The sequence below is a fragment of the Heyndrickxia sp. FW510-T9 genome (assembly GCF_058781025.1).
Map to the genome: position 1 here is coordinate 56,123 of NZ_JBYSWK010000020.1, position 20,825 is coordinate 76,947.

18 protein-coding genes are annotated in these 20,825 nt (G+C 35.8%); 5 read left to right on the forward strand and 13 right to left on the reverse strand.

Annotated features, from left to right (window positions below):
- The 5 genes from aceB to pcrB form a co-directional block, all read right to left on the reverse strand.
- Positions 1-1,593: a malate synthase A gene (gene aceB / locus AC3WJF_RS12120; RefSeq protein WP_492452476.1), complete on the reverse strand. Its 1,593-nt coding sequence runs from the start codon at positions 1,591-1,593 to the stop codon at positions 1-3.
- A gap of 411 nt (positions 1,594-2,004) precedes the next feature.
- On the reverse strand, positions 2,005-3,150 hold the full coding sequence (locus AC3WJF_RS12125) for a CamS family sex pheromone protein (protein WP_492452478.1): 1,146 nt from the start codon (positions 3,148-3,150) through the stop codon (positions 2,005-2,007).
- A 94-nt stretch (positions 3,151-3,244) separates the two neighbouring features.
- The gene (gene ligA, locus AC3WJF_RS12130; protein ID WP_492452480.1) at positions 3,245-5,251 is read right to left on the reverse strand and encodes an NAD-dependent DNA ligase LigA; all 2,007 of its coding nucleotides are present in this window, start codon (positions 5,249-5,251) and stop codon (positions 3,245-3,247) included.
- A 170-nt stretch (positions 5,252-5,421) separates the two neighbouring features.
- Positions 5,422-7,629 (reverse strand): DNA helicase PcrA, encoded by a 2,208-nt coding sequence (pcrA, locus tag AC3WJF_RS12135; protein ID WP_492452482.1) that lies wholly within the window; start codon positions 7,627-7,629, stop codon positions 5,422-5,424.
- A 56-nt stretch (positions 7,630-7,685) separates the two neighbouring features.
- Positions 7,686-8,375: a heptaprenylglyceryl phosphate synthase gene (gene pcrB / locus AC3WJF_RS12140; RefSeq protein WP_492452484.1), complete on the reverse strand. Its 690-nt coding sequence runs from the start codon at positions 8,373-8,375 to the stop codon at positions 7,686-7,688.
- Positions 8,376-8,723: 348 nt separating this feature from the next.
- On the opposite strand from pcrB, the gene AC3WJF_RS12145 reads away from it, so the two are divergent.
- The 3 genes from AC3WJF_RS12145 to AC3WJF_RS12155 all read left to right on the forward strand — a co-directional run bounded on the left by AC3WJF_RS12145 (position 8,724) and on the right by AC3WJF_RS12155 (position 10,483).
- A complete protein-coding gene (locus tag AC3WJF_RS12145; RefSeq protein WP_492452486.1) occupies positions 8,724-8,849 on the forward strand; it encodes a hypothetical protein in 126 nt (41 codons plus the stop codon).
- 175 nt (positions 8,850-9,024) lie between these two features.
- Entirely contained in the window at positions 9,025-10,290 is a 1,266-nt protein-coding gene (locus tag AC3WJF_RS12150; protein WP_492452488.1) for a helix-turn-helix domain-containing protein, read from the forward strand.
- 10 nt (positions 10,291-10,300) lie between these two features.
- Complete coding sequence (locus AC3WJF_RS12155; protein WP_492452490.1) at positions 10,301-10,483, forward strand: hypothetical protein; 183 nt, start codon at positions 10,301-10,303, stop codon at positions 10,481-10,483.
- Positions 10,484-10,508: 25 nt separating this feature from the next.
- Here the strand turns inward: AC3WJF_RS12155 and AC3WJF_RS12160 are convergent, their stop codons facing one another.
- The 4 genes from AC3WJF_RS12160 to AC3WJF_RS12175 are packed head-to-tail and all read right to left on the reverse strand — an operon-like array spanning position 10,509 to position 13,155.
- Positions 10,509-10,922, reverse strand: a complete 414-nt coding sequence (locus AC3WJF_RS12160; RefSeq protein WP_492452491.1) for a group-specific protein — start codon at positions 10,920-10,922, stop codon at positions 10,509-10,511.
- A gap of 11 nt (positions 10,923-10,933) precedes the next feature.
- Positions 10,934-11,539 (reverse strand): GNAT family N-acetyltransferase, encoded by a 606-nt coding sequence (locus tag AC3WJF_RS12165; RefSeq protein ID WP_492452493.1) that lies wholly within the window; start codon positions 11,537-11,539, stop codon positions 10,934-10,936.
- The gene (locus AC3WJF_RS12170; protein WP_492452495.1) at positions 11,532-12,395 is read right to left on the reverse strand and encodes a phosphotransferase; all 864 of its coding nucleotides are present in this window, start codon (positions 12,393-12,395) and stop codon (positions 11,532-11,534) included. The genes AC3WJF_RS12165 and AC3WJF_RS12170 overlap by 8 nt, the downstream gene beginning before the upstream one ends.
- 1 nt (position 12,396) lies before the next feature.
- Positions 12,397-13,155, reverse strand: a complete 759-nt coding sequence (locus AC3WJF_RS12175) for a 2-phosphosulfolactate phosphatase (protein WP_492452497.1) — start codon at positions 13,153-13,155, stop codon at positions 12,397-12,399.
- A gap of 321 nt (positions 13,156-13,476) precedes the next feature.
- On the opposite strand from AC3WJF_RS12175, the gene katA reads away from it, so the two are divergent.
- A complete protein-coding gene (katA, locus tag AC3WJF_RS12180; protein WP_492452499.1) occupies positions 13,477-14,934 on the forward strand; it encodes a catalase KatA in 1,458 nt (485 codons plus the stop codon).
- 581 nt (positions 14,935-15,515) lie between these two features.
- Here the strand turns inward: katA and AC3WJF_RS12185 are convergent.
- The 3 genes from AC3WJF_RS12185 to AC3WJF_RS12195 all read right to left on the reverse strand — a co-directional run bounded on the left by AC3WJF_RS12185 (position 15,516) and on the right by AC3WJF_RS12195 (position 18,718).
- Positions 15,516-15,827, reverse strand: coding sequence for a YerC/YecD family TrpR-related protein (locus tag AC3WJF_RS12185; protein ID WP_492452500.1), 312 nt, complete (start codon positions 15,825-15,827; stop codon positions 15,516-15,518).
- Between the two features lie 19 nt (positions 15,828-15,846).
- Positions 15,847-16,887 (reverse strand): DUF3048 domain-containing protein, encoded by a 1,041-nt coding sequence (locus AC3WJF_RS12190; protein ID WP_492452502.1) that lies wholly within the window; start codon positions 16,885-16,887, stop codon positions 15,847-15,849.
- Between the two features lie 88 nt (positions 16,888-16,975).
- On the reverse strand, positions 16,976-18,718 hold the full coding sequence (locus AC3WJF_RS12195) for an adenine deaminase C-terminal domain-containing protein (RefSeq protein ID WP_492452504.1): 1,743 nt from the start codon (positions 18,716-18,718) through the stop codon (positions 16,976-16,978).
- A 125-nt stretch (positions 18,719-18,843) separates the two neighbouring features.
- Between AC3WJF_RS12195 and AC3WJF_RS12200 the strand changes: the two genes are divergently transcribed.
- On the forward strand, positions 18,844-19,197 hold the full coding sequence (locus AC3WJF_RS12200; protein ID WP_492452506.1) for a YgaP family membrane protein: 354 nt from the start codon (positions 18,844-18,846) through the stop codon (positions 19,195-19,197).
- Positions 19,198-19,271: 74 nt separating this feature from the next.
- Here AC3WJF_RS12200 and AC3WJF_RS12205 read toward each other — a convergent pair whose 3' ends face one another.
- Positions 19,272-20,519 carry an ATP-binding protein gene (locus tag AC3WJF_RS12205; RefSeq protein WP_492452508.1) on the reverse strand — a complete coding sequence of 416 codons (1,248 nt, stop codon included), beginning with the start codon at positions 20,517-20,519 and terminating at the stop codon, positions 19,272-19,274.
- Positions 20,520-20,825 lie beyond the last annotated feature (306 nt).

The following is a 20,825-nucleotide window of genomic DNA, read 5'->3' on the forward strand; positions in this document are numbered from 1 at the left end:
TTAAAGAATCTCATAACCTGGTAATGTTAAAAATTCGATAAAATCGTCTTCCTTTATTAGCCTGTCAATCAATCGAACTGCTTCTTCAAATCTTCTAGAAGAGTACACTTCTTCCCCCATTTCATAGCGGATTTTTTCAAGCTCCTCTTGTTTAAATTCCTCATACATTTCTATTGTTATTTTTCTACCATCCTCTAAAACTCCCCTTGAATGGCGAATCCATTGCCAAACTTGCGCTCGGGATATTTCAGCAGTAGCCGCATCCTCCATTAAATGGTCAATCGGCACAGCCCCTCTCCCACTTAACCAAGATTCTATATATTGAATTCCGACACTTATGTTTTGCCGTACTCCCCCTTCAGTTATAAACCCAACAGGTATTTCTAATAAATCAGACTCGGAAACTTGAATATGTTTCTGCTTCGATGTATGAATTTGATTTGGTGTCGGCATTTCTTTGTTAAATACTTCTAAAGCGATAGGCACCAGCCCTGGATGCGCCACCCATGTGCCATCATGCCCATCAAGCACTTCTCTTTCTTTATCCGCTCTAACCTTTGCAAATGCTCCCTCATTTTTCTTTAGATCATTCTTAACAGGAATTTGTGCTGCCATCCCTCCGATTGCATGTGCTTTACGTCGATGACAGGTTTGAATGGTTAGTAGCGAATACGACCTCATAAACGGAACCGTCATGGTCACAATAGATCTATCTGGTAAAATCACATTCTCTTGGTTTCTCAGTTTCTTAATAAAACTGAAAATATAATCCCAGCGTCCACAATTTAGTCCAGCCGAATGGTCTTTCAATTCATAAAGAATTTCATCCATTTCAAAAGCAGCCATAATGGTTTCAATCAAAACTGTTGCTTTTATCGACCGATTTGGAATTCCAATAAATTTTTGAGAAAAAGTAAAGACTTCATTCCAAAGCCTAGCTTCGAGATGGCTTTCCAGCTTTGGCAAGTAAAAATAAGGACCTGTTCCATTTTGTGTTAGCCTGATAGCATTATGGTAAAAATACAAACCAAAATCAAATAGACTTGCGGAGATCGGTTTTCCATCGATTAGCACATGTTTTTCTTCCAAATGCCATCCTCTTGGACGTACTACTAATACAGCTGTTTTCTTATTTAGTGAATAGCTTTTCCCATTTTGACCTTCATAAGTAATCGTCTTATTTACAGCATCATTTAAATTAATTTGTCCCTCTACTACATTGTCCCAAGTAGGCGATGTTGCATCCTCAAAACATGCCATGAATACATTCGCTCCAGAGTTAAGCGCATTAATAACCATTTTTCGATCAACTGGCCCGGTAATTTCTACACGACGGTCCCCTAAATCATCTGGTAAAGGCGCTATCGTCCATTCTCCCTCACGAATATGCTTCGTTTCGGGCAAAAAATGCGGAAGTGTTCCTTCGTCAATCTCCTTCTGTCTTTCATTTCTGTACTGTAACAGTTTCTTTCTTTTTTCACCAAAATGTCTTTCAAGCTGTTCAACAAAATGCAATGCGTCAGTTGTAATGATACTGTCATATCCCTGCTTTATCTTCCCTATTACGGTTACTCCACCAGTTTGTGTGCTCATTCCATCACCTCTAATAATGTTATAACACAGTGTATAAAGTCATAACGTATTATATAACAGATAATTCAAAACGGAACCACATTTCTAATTTATTCTTTCATTTTATTTCGACAAGGAACAAATGCACGGAGCGCCTTGCTCACCATCGTATTGCTAAGTGAAATTAGCATTTCAAATCTCACCTGCGTAGTGAGATAAAGGAAACCGTGCTCGGAAGTTCACGAGCTAGTGAAATTGTCACATCAAATTTCACCGAGTAAAATTTGAAATTTAATTTTACCTAATACCCTTACCCGTAGGAAGGAGACGGAGAAACCCGCTAACCGATAGGCGCTAAAGCTTGACGTAGACAATTAGTTGTATTTTTCTAAACAAAAAAAGCTGCCGACCACAGATGTCAGCAGCTTTTTACTATTGATAAATATGAACAAATGGTTCTTTTTCCCCTGGTTCCCGAACAATGAGCGCTTTTGGACCGTCTACGGATGTAACGCTTATCTCTAATGAAGTGTGATTTTGAAAATCACTAATTAAGCCAGCAATATACTGGGTAAATCCAATAACTTCCGATTGGCCGTAAAATTGCATTGGAATCTCAATGTTTAGTTTTGCTAATTGGCCATCATTATAGAGTCCACGTCCAACTACACCATTGTAGTTTGGAAAGTATTTTTCAACATCGTCTTTAAAATTATTAAAATAAGTTGAATCATCCTTATGATCCTTATCTACTTGGTCAGATGGGAATAGGTAGTACTTTTCTTTTATCGATTTCCAATTATCAATGGATGTACTTCCATTTGATACCGTTGTATAAGCAAAGAAGTTTCCTGGCACAACAGAATCTGTTCCTTTTTGTTCGTAAAGCGCAATTGTAATGGGAACATTTTTCAATCCGTCTATATTGCGAAGACGTTTAATTACTTCTTGAGCAATACTTTTTCCATGGCTTGCAACTTGTGCATGACTAATCGTTTTATCGTAAGTAGCACCGTACTGTTGTTTTTGATAATAGTAAACAGAATTTAGCGCTAGTCCAATTACTACTCCGCCGAGTTTTGCGGTATTTTTGCTTTTGATTAAATAATCTTGTTCCAAAATATGAGCTAAGTAGATAGGTGTGTTTGAAGCATCTTTACCACTCGCTACAGGATTTAGCCCTAAATTTTCTTCTGGTTTTAATTTTTGAGCTTTCAATTGGTCTTTTGTATATTTACGATTCAACCAGGACAAAACAGTAGCCTTATCCAAATATTGACCTTCTTGATACAAATAGTTATCTGTTGAATATTCTTTTTGTGCAACACGCATTAACCCTGTTTCAAACTCATCTATATCATAGCGAGTGTTTAAATTACTTACCGTTAATCCCCTTGATTTACTTGGTAAAAACGGCAGGATAGTTTTGTAATATTGATTAGAAATTTGATAGTTTGGAACAATTGCAGTTTCCTTTTTATCATCTTTCTTTTGTACAATTTTATCTTGTTTACTGAAATGGGGTGCACATCCCGCTGTTATAACAACAGTTAGAAGCACCGGTAACCACTTTTTCATGCAAATGCCACCTTTATTTCATGATACCTCAAATTGCTAATTAAAATTTATAATACTTTTATAAAGACTACTTTAGCATAACAAAAGTTTCAATTCATTGCCCAAATTCTTGCAGCATTTTTTCTTCGTCCCAAATTTCAATGCCTAATTCCTGTGCCTTTGTTAATTTCGAACCGGCATCTTCCCCAGCAATGACAATATCCGTCTTTTTACTTACACTTCCCGTAATACTTGCCCCAAGTGCTTCAAGCTTCTCCTTCGCTTCATTGCGGGTAAGCTTTTCAAGTTTTCCGGTCAAAACGACTATTTTGCCAGCTAAACTTGAATCAATATTTTGCACGTCAACTGGTTTCGATCCAAGATAATTCATATTTAAACCAACGGCTTTTAATTCGTTCATTAATTCATGGACATCTTCATTTTCAAAATAGGTATAAATGGAGTCAGCCATTTTTTCACCAATATCCTGAACTTCCGTTAGTTCTTCTTTGGAAGCGGACATTAGTTGATCCATCGAGCCAAAGCATTGAGACAGCGTTTTAGCAGCTTTTGCTCCAACATGACGAATACCTAAACCAAATAGTAATTTTTCCAAAGAATTTCCCTTAGACTTTTCTATAGCTTCCAAAAGATTTGTAACAGACTTCTCACCCATTCTCTCTAATGCAAGAAGCTGGTTCTTTTGTAATCCGTAAATATCTGCCACATCTTTAATCAATTCATGATGAAACAATTGGCTAATGACCTTTTCCCCTAAACCATCGATATTCATTGCATCACGGGAAACAAAGTGAATTAAACCTTCACGAATTTGTGCAGGACATTTTGGATTAATACAGCGAAGAGCAACTTCTCCTTCTAAACGCACTAGCTCACTATCACATTCTGGACAATGTGTCGGCATAGCGAATTGTTTTTCTTCACCTGTCCGACGTTCCGCCAAAACATTGACCACTTCAGGAATGATATCTCCCGCTTTTTTGATGACAACATAATCACCAAGCATAATGTCTTTTTCACGAATTAAATCTTCATTATGAAGTGAAGCACGTTTTACAGTTGTTCCCGCTACTTTCACTGGTTCAAGGATCGCAGTTGGTGTAATGACACCGGTTCTGCCGACGCTTAGCTCTATATCTAATAGCTTTGTTACGACTTCTTCTGCAGGGAATTTATAGGCAATCGCCCATCTTGGACTTTTTGCAGTAGTTCCAAGCCTACGTTGTTGTTCCAAAGAGTTCACTTTGATGACAATTCCATCAATTTCATAGGGCAATTGTGGGCGGTGTTCTTTCCACTTGTTCACATAATCAATGACCTCATCGATATTGACACATTTTTTCCGCTCTTTATTAACTTTGAAGCCAAGCTTCTCCAATAAATCTAACCCATCATAATGGGTTGTGACACCAGCTTCTGTAAAGTCGCCAATAGCATACAAGAATATATCTAAATTTCTGGAAGCAGCAATTTTTGGATCAAGCTGACGCAATGAGCCGGCTGCTGCATTTCTTGGATTTGCGAATGGTTCTTCTCCATTTTCTTCTTTTTTTCGATTTAGATTTTCAAATGATTTCTTTGGCATATAAGCCTCTCCACGAACCTCTATGGACATTGCTTCATGAAGACGAAGTGGAATGGAGCGAATTGTTCTTAGATTTGAAGTAATATCCTCTCCTACCTGCCCATCTCCCCTAGTAGCACCTTTAGAAAAAAGTCCTTGTTCATATCTTAAAGAGATTGCCAAACCATCAATTTTCAGTTCACAAACATATTCAACATTGTCACCGACCGATTGTTTTACCCGACGATCAAAGTCATTGAGATCTTCTGCATTAAATGCATTTCCCAAACTCAACATTGGGATTTGATGTTCTACTTTTACAAAAGCAGAAAGAATTTCTCCACCAACCCTTTGGGATGGAGAATCTTGTGTTACCAATTCAGGAAATTCTTTTTCTAAATTCAGTAATTCATTCATTAAGCGATCATATTCCGCATCTGGAACGGTTGGGTTGTCCAACACATGATATTCATAATTATATTGAGTTAAGAGACGATGAAGTTCCTTTATCTGATGCTCAGCAGTTTGTTTATCCATAGCTACAGCCCCTTGTCTTGATTCCAATATTATACTTAGGCTTTGTTAAATAATTTTGTTGAAGGTCATAACGCCTTATGTGTACACGTTCACTAAAAATACTTGTTCCAAGTAAAGACCGTTCATGTGTACACATAAGGCTGATAATAAGCAATAAACACTAATATTTCCTATACTTTTTGAATCGGTGCAAATTCGGCGAGTAAACGTTTAATGCCAATTGGACTAGGAAAAGCAATATCTAGCTCGATCGATTTATCTTTCCCTTTCACACTGACAACTGTCCCGATGCCCCATTTCTTATGCTCCGCCTTGTCGCCAACCTTCCACTCTGCTTCATTTGAGCCAGTACTTGTTGAAGCAGTGCGGACAGCCGGACGATTAATCGGTCTCTGCTGTGAGCTGAAAGGGCTCCTTTGTCTAGCTTCTTTGTGTAAAACTTCCAGCAAGTCCTCTGGTATCTCATTAATAAATCGTGAAACAGGATTCATATTTGTGCGGCCGAACAATGTCCGCATTGCGGCATTCGTTAAAAATAATTCTTGTTCCGCACGGGTTGCCCCAACATACATTAAGCGTCTTTCTTCCTCCATCTCGGCTTCTTCCATTAGCGAGCGGCTATGGGGGAATACTCCCTCTTCTAATCCAATTAAAAAGACAACTGGGAACTCCAGGCCTTTTGCGGAGTGCAAGGTCATTAGGACAATAGCATCATTATTGTTTTCTTCTTTTTCATCTAACCGATCAATATCAGCTACTAAAGCGAGATCAGTTAAAAAGCCGACCAAGCTTTTATCCTCATTGCTTTCTTCAAAGCTTTTTGTAACAGATAAAAATTCATCGATATTTTCAAGTCTGCTTTGTGCTTCCAAAGACTTTTCCGCTTGCAGCATCTCACGGTAGCCCGATTTGTCTAGAATTTCATCCACAAGCTCTGTAACCGATAAATACTCCTGCATTTGCGTATAATTTTTGATTAACTCATAAAACTCATAAGCAGCTTTGGTAATTTTAGGGCTTAAACCGATAAAATCAATTTCTTTGAGTGCACTATAAATAGAAATATCATTGTCTGCAGCATAGCGAGCAATTTTATCAAAGGATGTAGAGCCTATTCCACGCTTCGGAACATTAATCACTCGCTGCAAGCTAATATCATCATCAGGATTAGCTACCAAACGTAAGTAAGCAAGAATATCTTTGATCTCTTTGCGATCATAGAATTTGATTCCGCCAACGATATGATAATCAATATTGGATTTGAGTAAAACCTCTTCCATTACACGCGATTGGGCATTCGTACGATAAAGAATAGCGATTTCGGATAATTTACGAGCTCCGGAATCTACTAGTTCTTTAATTTTACCAGCAACATACTGGGCTTCAGATTGTTCACTGTCTGCCCGGAAATAGCTGATTTTTTGCCCTTCGGCGTTTTCTGTCCATAACTTTTTCGGTTTTCGGTTCCCATTATTTTTTATCACTTCATTTGCAGCATGAAGTATCCGCTTTGTAGAACGGTAATTTTGTTCAAGCATGATGACTTTTGCGCTTGGATAATCTTTCTCAAAAGAAAGGATATTCGCAATGTCTGCACCGCGCCAACGATAAATGGATTGATCAGAATCCCCTACTACGCATATGTTTTGAAATCTCGATGCCAGCATTTTCACAAGCATATATTGCGCCCTATTCGTATCTTGGTATTCATCGACGTGGATATATTGAAATTTTCGTTGATAATATTCCAATGTTTCCGGCACCCGCTGAAAAAGATGAATTGTCATCATAATAAGATCATCAAAATCAAGCGCTTGATTTTTGCGAAGTCGCCTTTGATATTCCTCATAAACATCACTGACAACCTGTTCATAATAACCGCCTACAAGTTTCGAATATTCTTCAGGAGTTACTAGTTCATTTTTCGCACTGCTGATTGTCCCAAGAATAGCACGTGGTTCGAATTTTTTTGGGTCAATATTCTTATCTTTGAGGATACCTTTAATGACAGATTGCTGATCTGTCGGATCTAAAATCGAAAAATTACGGTTAATACCAATTCGATCAATATCTCTTCTAAGGATTCTTACACACATAGAGTGAAACGTAGAAATCCAAACTTCTTCCGCAGCACCACCCATGATTTTCCCAATCCGATCTTTCATTTCGCGCGCGGCCTTGTTCGTGAAAGTAATGGCTAAAATATTATAAGGATTAACACCTTTTTCAACCATTAAATAGGCAACTCGATGTGTTAGTACCCTTGTTTTCCCACTTCCGGCCCCAGCCATGATTAAAAGGGGGCCATCAGTTGCTTTAACTGCTTCTTGTTGCTCAGGATTTAATCCTGCCAAAAGACGATCTGTTAAAAATTGCATTGATTATTCACCACCGGAACGTTTGTTCTTATTATAGAATTTAATAATTATCATGTCTATACCTTATGGTCTATATGAACTGTTTTTAATGCTTGAATTATATCTTCATAAATAATATTGCCAACAATAATGACATCAGCATATTGGCTCATTTCTTTTGCATGTTCTATTGATTTAATACCACCGCCATAAAATAAGGTGGTATTTTCCAAATGGCTCTTTGCGGCTTTAACTACTTCCACATCACCATAGGAACCACTATATTCTAAATAGAAGATAGGCATCTTAAATAAATTTTCAGCCATCATGGCATATGCTTCCACATCTTCTACGCTTAAATCTGGTTTTGCTTGAGTAAGCTGAGCAGCTTTACAATCACTATTTAAAATACAGTAGCCTTCTACCATAACCTCATCCCAATTCATCAACTCACCGTATTCCTTAACAGCTTCATGATGAACTCCAGTCACCCATTTTACATCATCACTGTTGAGGACTGTCGGGATAAAATATAAGTCGAAACCAGGTGTAATCGATTCAAAATTTGAAATTTCCAGCACACAAGGAACTGTATATCTTCGCACACGTGCCATTAAGTTGAGGACATTTTCTAATGTAACCCCATCGGTTCCTCCAATAATGATGGCATTTGTACCAGATTCACATATTTTTTCTAAATCATGATCGGAAATTTCCTTATTAGGATCCAATTTAAAGGCGTGTCGCCATTCGCGAACGTCGTACATTGAGCGTATCCTCCATTTTCTATATTCCATACATCATTATAGCATTTGTGAAAGGTCACAAAAAAGAATTTCCACAAGATATTAAGGAAATCCCTCTTAATAAATACTGGATAATATCTGGTTCTCAAGTTATATTTTTCAAGCTCTCTCCCAACATCCTTTCCAAGTCATAGGTAAATAGTCGTGCGTTTTCTTGCTTTTTTTATTTCATTTAGGAAAACTTGAAAGAAAATGAGTATTTTATGCTCCATATTTCATGGTATTTTCCCAAGTTAAATGTCCTATAAAATGTGTTATGATAACTATAAGAAATAATCCCAGCAAAAAAATTTGTAAGGAGGAGTTATAATGCGTAAAAAAAACACACCAGCTAAGATTACTAAAAGAGACATTGATTCCTTAATTTACAAAATTGATATTCTGCTGAATGATAAAAAGGATTCAAATCTGCAAAAAGTAAAAATGACAGGGTGACCTTAGACACAGTCTGATATACTCATTATTCATAGCAAAAAACATTCTAACTGCAGGGAATGTAATCATTCCCTGCACAACCCAGAAATGAAAAATAATAGTATTTTCGCAAAAAATTTCTTACTATTACCACTTTAAATAATATTTAAGCTATAATATATTCTAGGTGGTTAATATGAACATTGGTGCAATTATTAAATTGAATAGAATCAAACAAAACTTGACTCAAGAAGAATTAGCAGATGGGATCATTTCAATTTCTTATTTATCCAAAATCGAAAACGGCAAAATCGAGCCTAACGACGAAGTAATCAAGCTCCTTTGCCTCAGACTGGGCATAGAAATCAACAGACAAATCGACGACGAAACAAAAGCACTTTGCCATGAATGGTTTCGGTTGTTGTTGTCATGTACTGATGTTGGGAAGTTAGAAGAGAAGTATCAAATCATAAATGAATTAATTAATACGGTACACGATGTAGAGCTACAAATACTATTAAAAATTCATTTGATTAGATACTATTTAAAACTCGGAGAACTAGATCCTGCACTAGAGCAAATAAACCATTTAAAAGATTTCAGCAATACTTTTACTACAGAGCAAAAATATTATTGGAACAAATTTAATGGAAACTACTATTATATTAAAGAAGACTTTAATGAAGCTCTTAAGTTCTATACTCTATCAGAAGATTTTATTATTCATCTTGATATCTCTGAAGAAGAGAATGCAGATTTAGAATATTCTTTAGCACTAACATATAGTAAATTGAGAATTACATCGTTAGCACTAAGAGCTGCTTATAAAGCTTTAGATTTATACAGACAAATATATCATTTTTCTCGCTGTGCGGAATGTCATCTAATTCTTGGAATTTCCTATCGGAGAATTCATAATCATGAAAAGGCAATAAAGAATTATCAATTGGCAAAACAATTAGCCGAGCATACACATAATAAAGAAATTATACAATTAACGCATTTAAATCTAGGTTATTTATATTCCGTACAAGGTGATACTAATTTAGCTATTGATCATCTTGATATGATAATAAATGAAGATGAATCATTATTAGAAGATCGCCTATCAGCTTTAACTACCATAGTTAAAGAATATTATCAAAGTGGATATTTCAATGAGGCGAGACAAAGAATTTCGGAAGGTCTTAAATGGATTGAAACTGACGGAATAGAGAAACATATTGTATTTTACTTTGAGATTAAAGCATTTTTATACATGATCACGAAGGAACATGAAAAATTTGAGCAAATGATGGTAGAAGAATTTATTCCTTATTTAGAGGAACAAAGAGATTATGCTAAGTTGACATTATATGGAGAATTTCTAGCAAATCATTTTGAAAATTTACATAAATATAAAAACGCTACAAAATATTATAAACTTGTCAACTTCTCATATAAACAAATTACTCATATTTAGGAGGCAAATCATGAAAAAACTAATTTTATCATTTGGGATAGGTGCATTACTTGTGAGTGGAGCATTCGTTACATCTAAAACATTACAAAGCAATAATAACAAAGTGTCAAATACTAAAAATGTAGCTGTTGGAGAAAAAGAACCTCGTCTTTTCTCAACTTATAGCATATCATTATTTTCTGTTCAATCATAATCATTCAAAAAAAGATAACTCTGAGTTATCTTTTTTTGTTTGCAATATAATTCGAATTTTCCGCAGCCCTTGCTACTAACTCCCCTACTGAACCACTAACAATCCCCACCTCTGGCAAATGATAAAACGTTGTTGCCAAAGAAACGTCTTCTTCACAAGCATTCGGCACATAAATATAAATCCTCTTCTCCCCGGAACCTAAAGCAATGCCTAATTCCGTATGACTACCCCTTCCTCCTGGCAAGACGAGGATGAATAGATCACATTTCATAACAGCTTCTTTTTCTTTTATCCCTATTTTTAGTAACTCTTCTTCTGTGGTCGTTTTTTCATTTTGGGTCCAATCATACGTCTGTTGGAATCCAATATCTACAAGTTTACTAGAAAGCGTTCTTACCATCTCTATATTTTGAAAACTTGACGCAATATAGAATTTCATTCTACTTCTCCCTATAATTGTGTCTTATAATACTCTTCTTTTTCTAAAAGCCTTTTTTTTACCTCAGGCCAATCTTCAGATGTGATGGAAAAAACACATGCATTTCTTATATATCCATTTTCCAAAATTCTTTCATTACGAAGAATTCCTTCCTTTTTGGCCCCTAATCTTTCAATCGCTTTTTGGGATCGTATATTTCGTTCGTCCGTTTTAAACTGTACACGAATCATGTTTAGTTCTTCAAAGCAAAATTGAAGTAAGGTTAGTTTGCATGCAGTGTTAACAAAACTACGTTGAAACTCAGGGGCATACCAAGTATGACCTAACTCACATGAACGATTGTGAAAATCAAAACCATAAATCCGGGTCGTCCCTACGATTTTTTCTGTTTCCTTCAGCTGTACAACAAAGGGTAAAATCTGTTTATTTTCTCTTCCCATCAATGCAGTATGGACCAATTTTTCCATCTTTTCAAAAGTATCTACACGCTGCATCATAAAATCCCATACACTCGGATCGCTCATTTCGAATAAATCCTTTGCATGCACACCCTCCATCGGCAATAACCGTAGTTGTTTGTGCTCTAATATTGGTTGTTTTTCAAATAGGCTATTCATTAAAAGTTCCACCTTTTCGCTTTAATATTTCTTTCCATTCATTCCACGCATTTAAGTACATAGGTAAATCATTTGGATGATGGGCAATACATCTAGATATACGAATATATAACCCTATTATCACTTCTTCAATTAATTTTTCACCTGTAATCGGAAATATCAATTCCTTTGCTGCTTCTGATATCGTTTCCCATGATAGATCTTTTGGTGAAGAGCAAAAGGCAAAAACTAAGTCGTAAATAGGCATACCGATTATCGGAGTCGGATCAATTACCCCACTTAAACAACCATGTTTAAATAAGAAATTATGAACCCCACAATCACCATGAAGCAGATACGGAGTGTCCAATGAGTTTCGGCTTGAATTCATTACTAAAGACAAAGCAAGACGGTAATCATCTTGGGATAAAACAGAAGAAAGTCTTTCACCAGCAACCTCCACTTCCGCTAAAAGGAAGTTCTGCCACGAATCAACAGGCTCCTCTATTAAGCCCCACATACCATAAAATTCTGCTTGTTTGTAATGGTTTATCACCTTATGAACTAAAAGCTTTAACGTATCTTTTCTTTGAAAATTTACATCCATCTCTCCATCCATATATGTATATAAAATATATTTATATGTTGGCTCCGTATAAATGAGCCTCGGGAATAAGGAAACAGTTTGATAAAAATTCAAAAAGTAAGCTTCAGCTTCAATGACCTGTTGTGAATTCGACTTCACAACAAGCTTGTTCCCATCCCCCAACACTATCAAGCCTAGTTGACTAGAGGTTCCACCATTTAAACGCTTAAAATCCAAAACATCACTTTGAATAATTTTTTCCTTAGTCAATTCTGTTACAATAGATTCCATCTTACACCTCTGCAGAAACAAAATAAGAATTTGATAAAATAGGTACAGTTTTAAAAGTATCTATTTGACTTGAGTGTTGTACATCTTTTTCGTATCCCTTCAACCGTAGTTCCCTTCCGCTTCCACATTCCCATATTAAATCTTGAACTCTATCTTCAACACTCTTAAATGCATTTGAACACAACACAGCTTCTGGTGATAGCTCTCCGGTAAGCTTTGATAAAATAGCACCCGCTCCGAGATAATCTTCTATAGCAGGTCGAATATTATTTTCCCGATTCAGTACATTGTCCCACTGTTCTCCACATGGAATTACGGTTATATTCGCATTGATTTTTGACTGTAATTGATTGGCATAAGTTGCAACTGCTGTAGCATTCAACAAGCTGCCTATTAATAAAGCAGGTACTTTCGTTGCTATCCATGAGCAGAGTGCTCCATTTAATGAACATAATACATATTTTTTATTTCTATGAGCTTGATTGAAGGTAATTGGTGAAAGGGTTGGATTTCCAAATTTAATCGATTCTGCCCTTCCAAAAATAAGATCTGCTCCTACCTCCGTAGCATAATCTAGTTCTTTTCCATCCTTATAAACTGGGTACGGATAAATAATCGCACCATGATGCACAGCTGTCACGACGGTTGAGGAAAAACTTAAAACATCCACAACGATAATGATATCACCACGCTCCGCTGCCTCTTTCGCACCACGCGCCCCCCATTCAACTCGGCATGGATAAGGAGATTGATCAAACATTTTGTCACCCCCAAAAAGTCATACTCTTTTAAAAATTATATCATCATCCATCTTAATAAAACTAAAAGTTTAAATTAGATATAACAACTTGTTGAGATATTATCAATAAAAGTTTTATATTTTCAACTACATATTTATATTTTCGAATCATATTTTCATCCTGAAAGTAATAAATTATAAAGGGGTCCAACCCTTGTATCATGATTTGTCATTCCAATTATAATTTATATTTATTTATAATTAATATAAATAAATATTGATTTTTAATTTATTGTAGTTATAATAATAGTAAGCTACAAAAATATGAGAGGTGGTTTTAATATGAGTAAGAACAATAACAAGCTTACTACTAGCTGGGGAGCACCAGTTGGTGACAATCAAAACTCCATGACAGCAGGATCACGTGGACCTACCTTAATTCAAGACGTTCATCTTCTTGAAAAATTAGCGCATTTTAATCGAGAAAGAGTTCCAGAACGCGTCGTTCATGCTAAAGGTGCTGGTGCACATGGTTATTTTGAAGTAACGAATGATCTAACTAAATATACAAAAGCCAAATTCCTCTCAGAGGTAGGAAAAAAAACGCCATTATTTATTCGCTTCTCAACCGTTGCTGGTGAAAATGGTTCTGCTGACACTGTACGTGATCCCCGTGGGTTTGCAGTGAAGTTTTATACAGAGGACGGAAACTATGACATAGTAGGTAACAACACACCAGTTTTCTTTATTCGTGACGCTATCAAATTCCCTGACTTTATTCATACACAAAAAAGACATCCTGCTACACACTTAAAAAATCCAGATGCTGTATGGGATTTCTGGTCATTATCACCAGAATCTCTACACCAAGTAACTATTTTAATGAGTGATCGAGGCATTCCAGCAACATTCCGCCATATGAATGGATATGGAAGTCATACATTTAAATGGGTAAATGCAGATGGTGATGGAGTATGGATTAAGTATCATTTTAAAACAGAGCAAGGTGTTAAAAACTTAGCAGTGGATGTTGCCTCTAAGCTTGCAGGTGAAAATCCTGATTATCATACCGAGGAGCTCTATAATGCGATTGAAAAAGGTGATTTTCCGGCTTGGAAGCTTTCTGTTCAAATTATGCCATTAGAGGATGCAGATACGTATCGATTTGATCCATTTGATGTGACAAAGGTATGGTCTCAAAAAGATTATCCATTAATAGAAGTAGGTCGGATGGTGTTAAACAAAAATCCTGAAAACTATTTTGCAGAAGTAGAACAAGCTACTTTTTCACCAGGAACATTAGTGCCGGGTGTTGATGTTTCCCCCGATAAAATGCTGCAAGGGCGTTTATTTGCATATCATGATGCACATAGATATCGTGTTGGGGCAAATCATCAATCACTGCCAATTAATCGTGCTCGAAATGAAGTAAATAATTATCAACGTGACGGGCAAATGCGTTTTGATAATAATGGTGGCGGTTCGGTTTACTATGAACCTAATAGTTACAACGGACCTAAAGAATCAGCCGAAGATAAACAAGCTGCCTATGCTGTTTCGGGTGTTGCTGATAGTGTAGCATATGATCATCATGATCATTTTACACAAGCCGGTGATCTATATCGATTATTAAATGATGAAGAGAAAACGAGACTTGTTCAAAACATTGTTGATGCAATGAAACCAGTTACAAAAGAAGAAATCAAACTTCGTCAAATAGCTCATTTCTATAAAGCGGACCCTGATTACGGAACACGCATTGCGGAAGGGCTAGGATTGCCTGTACCGCAGCTAGTTTAATATATTCGAAAAGGTATATGTATTTAGAATGCATATACCTTTTTATTTTGTCGAAAAATCCATTAAAAATAATGGCTAAAAGTTACCTTTTTCGCAAAAGTATTGCTCGGGAAATGTTTAAATTCAATAGTTGTTATAGTTTTAATCAATCGTTTGATTAATTAATTACCTGTATAATATTGTAGATTTTTGTAATTGATTTCATGTTAATAGATTTTAGTTCATTTCAGAAAACTAATTCGTCAAATTTTAACATCCTTTGCACTGCAACTACCTACGTAACATAGCGATTAGTAGAGTTTATCGATAATTTAATCAACCGTTTGATTAAATTAATAATTTGTAAAATATTATCAAATTTTAAAGAGGCGCGTCGGTAATGTGCCATTTCTCATTTTGGGATTCGGATTATATTAATGATCGTTACTGTTTTCTAGTTTTTTTCTTTTTTTCGGGCACGTTCAACCACTGTTCGTTGATTATCCTTAATTAATTTTACAGTTCCAAAAAATTCTTTTTTTCATTAAAAAAAGAAGTGTACAATTGTTAAACAATTACACTTCTTTTCATCCCAGCCAATATTATTTTGTTACATCTGATTCATTTTCTTGAATTCGGTCCAATACCATTTGATACGAATCATTCCCATAATTCAAACATCTTTTCACACGGGAAATGGTTGCTGTGCTTGCTCCTGTTTCTTTTTCAATAATATTATACGTGTTTTTTTCTTGAAGCATTCTTGCCACTTCGAGACGTTGGGCAAGTGCTTGAATCTCATTAATTGTACAAAGATCATCGAAAAAACGATAGCATTCCTCGAGATCATTTAAAGAAAGTATTGATTGAAATAATTGGTCTAAAGCTTTTCCCCTTAATTTTTCAATTTGCATATTGTTATCTCCTTCTATCCTACTTCTTGTCAATTCCGACTTTATCTAAGCTTGGTACGATATTAATCCACGTCTTACCAGGAACAAATTTAACTTCTTCACCATTATCAAAAGGAAGAATGCGTCCATCTATATTTCGCCACTGTATTTCACGATATTTTCCTTTTTGAAACAAGTATGCTTTTCCTCCAGATGTTAGATTTATTTTACGTCTACCCTTGTTATCAACGATTTTATGTTCCGTTTCAACAATAAATAGATTATCTAATAGGACAGGTCTCTTTGATTCAAGATCCACCGTTTGCTGACCATCTGAGGACCGCTTATATTTTTCTTTACCAGCATCATACTCATATTCCACATTAAATAATGGATCATTGGAATAATGTATCATAATATTTGCAGCATCTTGTCCAATAACTTGCTTCGTTTCATCGGCAGTCATAAAGTTCAAATTACTAGGCGGAATATCCATTTTAGCACGCTTTATCTTAGCACCTTTTAAAATATTGTTATAAGATATATAGGAATTATGTGGTGGCTTGCGATCACTAGAACGCTTAAATAATATTCCATCATATTGCATTCCATTGATATTGTCGATGTATCCAGATGAAAGCATCTTTTTTGCCTCGGGACTATAACCATGGGCAACGTAAAAGCTATCGTATCCCTTTGCTAAATCTATAAAATAATCGCGAGAACTTCTAATTGGGCCGATTCTTTTCGGCTTTTCACTTTGATAAATCGCCAAAAACCTTGTTATATCTCCCTCTGCCAACACTTCGTAAACAATGTCTGCCTCTGCTAATCCAGATTGCGGTCTTGCTGCTGGAAAATTATTAATCATGACAGCAACGGATCGATTTTCAGATGGTTCCTTTGCTTCCATACCCGTCAAAGGAAATAAATAATTAGGAGTTGAATCCTTTATCGCTCCAGAAATTTCCCTACTATCTGGAGATTGCTTAGGCTGTTGGACAGTCTTTTCTTTATGTCCACACGCTGTTAAAGCGAATATTAATATGGCAGCGAAGCAATATAATAATTTTTTCTTCATTACTCTGTACCCAACCCCTTTAACCTTTACACGTATAAATTGTTGTATTGTTTAAAAAAGAACTTTCTGCAACAATCACTTTAATATTTTAACGCATTATAGTTGGAAAGAGTACTGTTTTATTCATAACATCGTAAATTCCTTGTTGTGTAATTCGTATATATGGTAAATGTGTCGCTGAAAAAAACAGTAAAGAATAAACTGGATCTCCAAAAGGATATCCTCGTTCTCTTAATAAACTTTTCAATTTTTTCTCTTCCATTATAAGTGTTTCCATATCCTTATTAGACATAACCCCTGCTAACATTAATGGAATTTCGTGGATCACTTCTCCATTTTCAACTAAGACAATGCCCCCACCAATTTCCTTCATTCGGTTAAAAGCAATGGTCATATCCTCTTTATTTTTGCCGATTAATATAATATCGCCTGTGTTGGAAAACGATGATGCAAATCCCATAACCTTATCTGCAAAGCCTTTAACAATGGTGTTCGTTCGCCATTTTCCGTTTCGATCAAGCAATACTAGAAAGCTTTCGTTATGATCGGTCGGTAGCTCATCTACTGACACATCATATAAAACAGAATAAGGCTTTGTTATTACATCATTCACCATTTCAATTCCAAAAGGCATGGAGAATTGTAAATCATCATGGTCCAATTTCCATTGCAAATCAAGTGGAGAAAATCCCACTTCATTCCAGTCGATGTCTTCATCCTGGATAATAGCTTCTCCATCTTTTTTCAGCCACTTTCCTTTTGAAAGAACATGTATCGGTGTCGGATTCCCTTCACTTTCAAGGAAATTAATGCTAGCAACCCTTCCTGTTGCGATCATTCCATGCAAGTGATCAATATTATAGTATCTGGCCACATGATAGGATGCCATATGATAGGCATCAATCGTGGGAATTCCGTGCTCTATTGCCATGCGAATCATCATATCTAATATTCCATCTTCATAAAATGCGGGTGTTGAGCCATCCGTATTGAAAAACATCGATTGATATTGATCGATACCCATCTCCTTCATTTCTTTTAAAAGCACCGGCAAATCCGGTCTGATGGAGGAATGTCTTAAAGAAACAGTGAACCCTTGTAATAAACGTTCATATACTTCTTTTCCTGTCATAGCCTCATGATCGCTATCGGCTCCAAATAACATCATTTTGGCGAGTGTTTTTTCAGAAGCACCAGGAAAATGACCTTCAATTCTTTTCCTCATTCTTTTCGCTTCTTGTATCCAGTGAAGAATTAAATCATCTCCATCTAAAAGCTTCGGCCACCCTGTCAATTCTCCGCCTTGAAGAACTGCATCATGCTCTAACCATGATTTCACTTCACCATGTGAAAATACCGTTTCCTCTTCTCGCAATTCTGTTTGCGAATCAAAGCGACTCCACCAATACATGGAAACAGGCGAATGTCGCAGTTGCTTTAACAAAGAAAACGCTTTCTTTTTTCCTAATAATAAAACTAACATTAAATTATCATTAATGATAGTGGTTGTCCCTGTTTGCGATGCATATCTTGCAAAGGTTTGGGGATTATATAATTGAAAAGGATGTACATGTGGTTCTATATAACCAGGAACTAGTGTTAGTCCTTTGCAATCCATTACTTCACAATCACAAATATTTTCAGGCAATTTATCTCCTGCAAAGACTATTCGATCTTCGTGAATCCATATGTTTCCTACTATCCATTCACGAAGGATAGAATGAAGAAAACGAGTGTTTTTTAAAAGCAATGTCGGCGATTTGTTACCGTTTACAATTGCAACATGGTCACGAATCTGTTTGTTCTTCCATCTATAACGTTGATCTAACATATTAAGTATTCCTCCCTAAGGAGATCGTTTCTCTATTTGTTTTACTAATGGTAACATATTAAACCGTTTAACGCATTAAAGTTTTTGAATATAATTGTAAAAAATTTGTGGAGGTGTATGAATTTATGAAAACCAACCCTAATATCGGAGTTCTTAATGCCCTCATTCGAATAACATGCGGGTTAACCATAGTTGCCTTTTGTACAGCAAAACTCTCACGAAAACCATGGTGTAATTCATATATATTCATGATAATGATGGGTGCAATGAAGGTTGCAGAGGGAATTGTTCGTTATTGTCCTGTAACGGAGTTGTTTCAGAAGGGTCAAGGAATAATGGGACAACAAGATAGTGGACAACAAGATAGTGGACAACAACAAAATACACAGCCTTCACAGAACAAACAAGAAAAGAACCAGCAGGACCAGCCAAGTATACCGCCTGAGCTTGCAGATTCAATAAAAGATGCTTTAGAGTAAAACTTTCAGCAAAAACATAGTTACGAAATAAACCGGGCCATTTATATCCCCCGGTTTATTTTTATTATTGTAAATTAAAGAATTGGCAGCTTGAGTACAACCTTTGTTCCTACCCCTTGTCTACTATCTATTTTAATTTCTCCTTTCATACTATCGATAATTCTATAGACAACCATTAGACCAAGCCCGGTACCCTTGCTTGTTGTCGTAAAGTAAGGGTACCCAAGTCTTTTTTGTAATGCTCTATCCATTCCGATGCCATTATCAATTATCGAAATAAAGCATTCTTTATCTTTAACCTTTACCTTTATTTCGACGAGCCCTCCTTTTTCAACCGCATCAATGCTATTCTTTAATATGTTTACAAGTGCTTGTACTAATTGCTTTGGGTCACCCATTAAGCAGCAAGTAGGAGTGTCTACTAATTCAATCGTTGCATCTTCCATTTCGGCTAAAGGTCTTACAATATTAATAGAATTATGCAGTACTTCTTCTAGTTGAAATACCTCCATTGTCGTAGGATATGGCCTTGCATAGGTTAAATAATCTTTTATTATATGGTCTACTTTATCTACTTCCTCTAGAGCCATCTGAAGAAAGGCTTGCTCTTTATCTACAGGAAGGTCGTGGTCATCTTTAACAAGTTGAATCAATCCACGAATAGTAGTCAGAGGATTGTTGATTTCATGATTAACCGCAGCAGCTAAGTGACCTACCACATCTAATTTATCCGCATAAATCACCTTCATTCTCAAATCATAGTTGCTTTGGATCATTTCCACAGATAGACTGACTAGTATTATTCCAATTGCATTGATGATTAAAAATTCATACCAATAATTAATTTCAAATAAATCGTGATGAAAAAAAGTAAATACTAGTAAAAAAAAGAATGAAGAGAAAATATTCACAAATGTACCTAATACGATTTTCTTATAGGTTCCAACCCGAAAATATAAAGGTGTAATTAATACTGTCAAAATAAACATCAGGGCAGTATTAATAATTGATAAATATGTACCAGCTCCCCCTTGAATAATTCGAATAACACTTGTCAGTACTAAGAGAACAAGTCCAACAACGGGTCCCCCGTAAATAGTACCGAACCATAATGGTATCCGTCTCAGATCATAGCGCACACCTTCATATTCATAAAATGAAAACACCATACAAATAAAAATAGCTAATCCGGAAGTGACTAAAATGGAATATTTTATTACAGGCTTACGATTTGGCTTACTTTCAATCCAAAATTGGTGCATAATCATTGTGATAAGAATAACCAGTAAGTTAAATAGTAAATCACTTGCTACAGATAACAATGTAATCTACCCCTTTAGCCACAGAAGTTTGAATATTGCAAAATTATGATTTCTATAATTGTAATGTTTTATTAAATAATTGTCTATTAGTGAGGTGGGTGAGGAGAAAAAATTATTTTTTTGTACAAAAAAGCCCCGACACAGAAAGGGGGAGAAATGTCCATTATTAATATATTGTTAATGCCTATAACCATATCTTTTCCAGCTAATTAGTTTAAAGCACTTCGGCTAATCAAAACCACCAGTGTGAACTGGTGGTTTGCTCTGCGGCTGAAAGCCTCTCTTACCGGCCTTGGCCTTAAAGGC

What these genes read in the sequence shown, in the direction of transcription:
- AC3WJF_RS12165 (WP_492452493.1), bottom strand. Translation starts at nt 11,539, where the DNA reads ATGAATAGCCTATTTGAAAAACAACCAATATTAGAGCACAAACAACTA.
- AC3WJF_RS12150 (WP_492452488.1), top strand. Translation starts at nt 9,025, where the DNA reads ATGAACATTGGTGCAATTATTAAATTGAATAGAATCAAACAAAACTTG.
- AC3WJF_RS12125 (WP_492452478.1), bottom strand. Translation starts at nt 3,150, where the DNA reads ATGAAAAAGTGGTTACCGGTGCTTCTAACTGTTGTTATAACAGCGGGA.
- AC3WJF_RS12175 (WP_492452497.1), bottom strand. Translation starts at nt 13,155, where the DNA reads ATGTTTGATCAATCTCCTTATCCATGCCGAGTTGAATGGGGGGCGCGT.
- AC3WJF_RS12190 (WP_492452502.1), bottom strand. Translation starts at nt 16,887, where the DNA reads ATGAAGAAAAAATTATTATATTGCTTCGCTGCCATATTAATATTCGCT.
- AC3WJF_RS12160 (WP_492452491.1), bottom strand. Translation starts at nt 10,922, where the DNA reads ATGAAATTCTATATTGCGTCAAGTTTTCAAAATATAGAGATGGTAAGA.
- ligA (WP_492452480.1), bottom strand. Translation starts at nt 5,251, where the DNA reads ATGGATAAACAAACTGCTGAGCATCAGATAAAGGAACTTCATCGTCTC.
- AC3WJF_RS12155 (WP_492452490.1), top strand. Translation starts at nt 10,301, where the DNA reads ATGAAAAAACTAATTTTATCATTTGGGATAGGTGCATTACTTGTGAGT.
- AC3WJF_RS12185 (WP_492452500.1), bottom strand. Translation starts at nt 15,827, where the DNA reads ATGCAAATTGAAAAATTAAGGGGAAAAGCTTTAGACCAATTATTTCAA.
- AC3WJF_RS12200 (WP_492452506.1), top strand. Translation starts at nt 18,844, where the DNA reads ATGAAAACCAACCCTAATATCGGAGTTCTTAATGCCCTCATTCGAATA.
- AC3WJF_RS12195 (WP_492452504.1), bottom strand. Translation starts at nt 18,718, where the DNA reads ATGTTAGATCAACGTTATAGATGGAAGAACAAACAGATTCGTGACCAT.
- AC3WJF_RS12145 (WP_492452486.1), top strand. Translation starts at nt 8,724, where the DNA reads ATGCGTAAAAAAAACACACCAGCTAAGATTACTAAAAGAGACATTGAT.
- aceB (WP_492452476.1), bottom strand. Translation starts at nt 1,593, where the DNA reads ATGAGCACACAAACTGGTGGAGTAACCGTAATAGGGAAGATAAAGCAG.
- AC3WJF_RS12170 (WP_492452495.1), bottom strand. Translation starts at nt 12,395, where the DNA reads ATGGAATCTATTGTAACAGAATTGACTAAGGAAAAAATTATTCAAAGT.
- pcrA (WP_492452482.1), bottom strand. Translation starts at nt 7,629, where the DNA reads ATGCAATTTTTAACAGATCGTCTTTTGGCAGGATTAAATCCTGAGCAA.
- pcrB (WP_492452484.1), bottom strand. Translation starts at nt 8,375, where the DNA reads ATGTACGACGTTCGCGAATGGCGACACGCCTTTAAATTGGATCCTAAT.
- katA (WP_492452499.1), top strand. Translation starts at nt 13,477, where the DNA reads ATGAGTAAGAACAATAACAAGCTTACTACTAGCTGGGGAGCACCAGTT.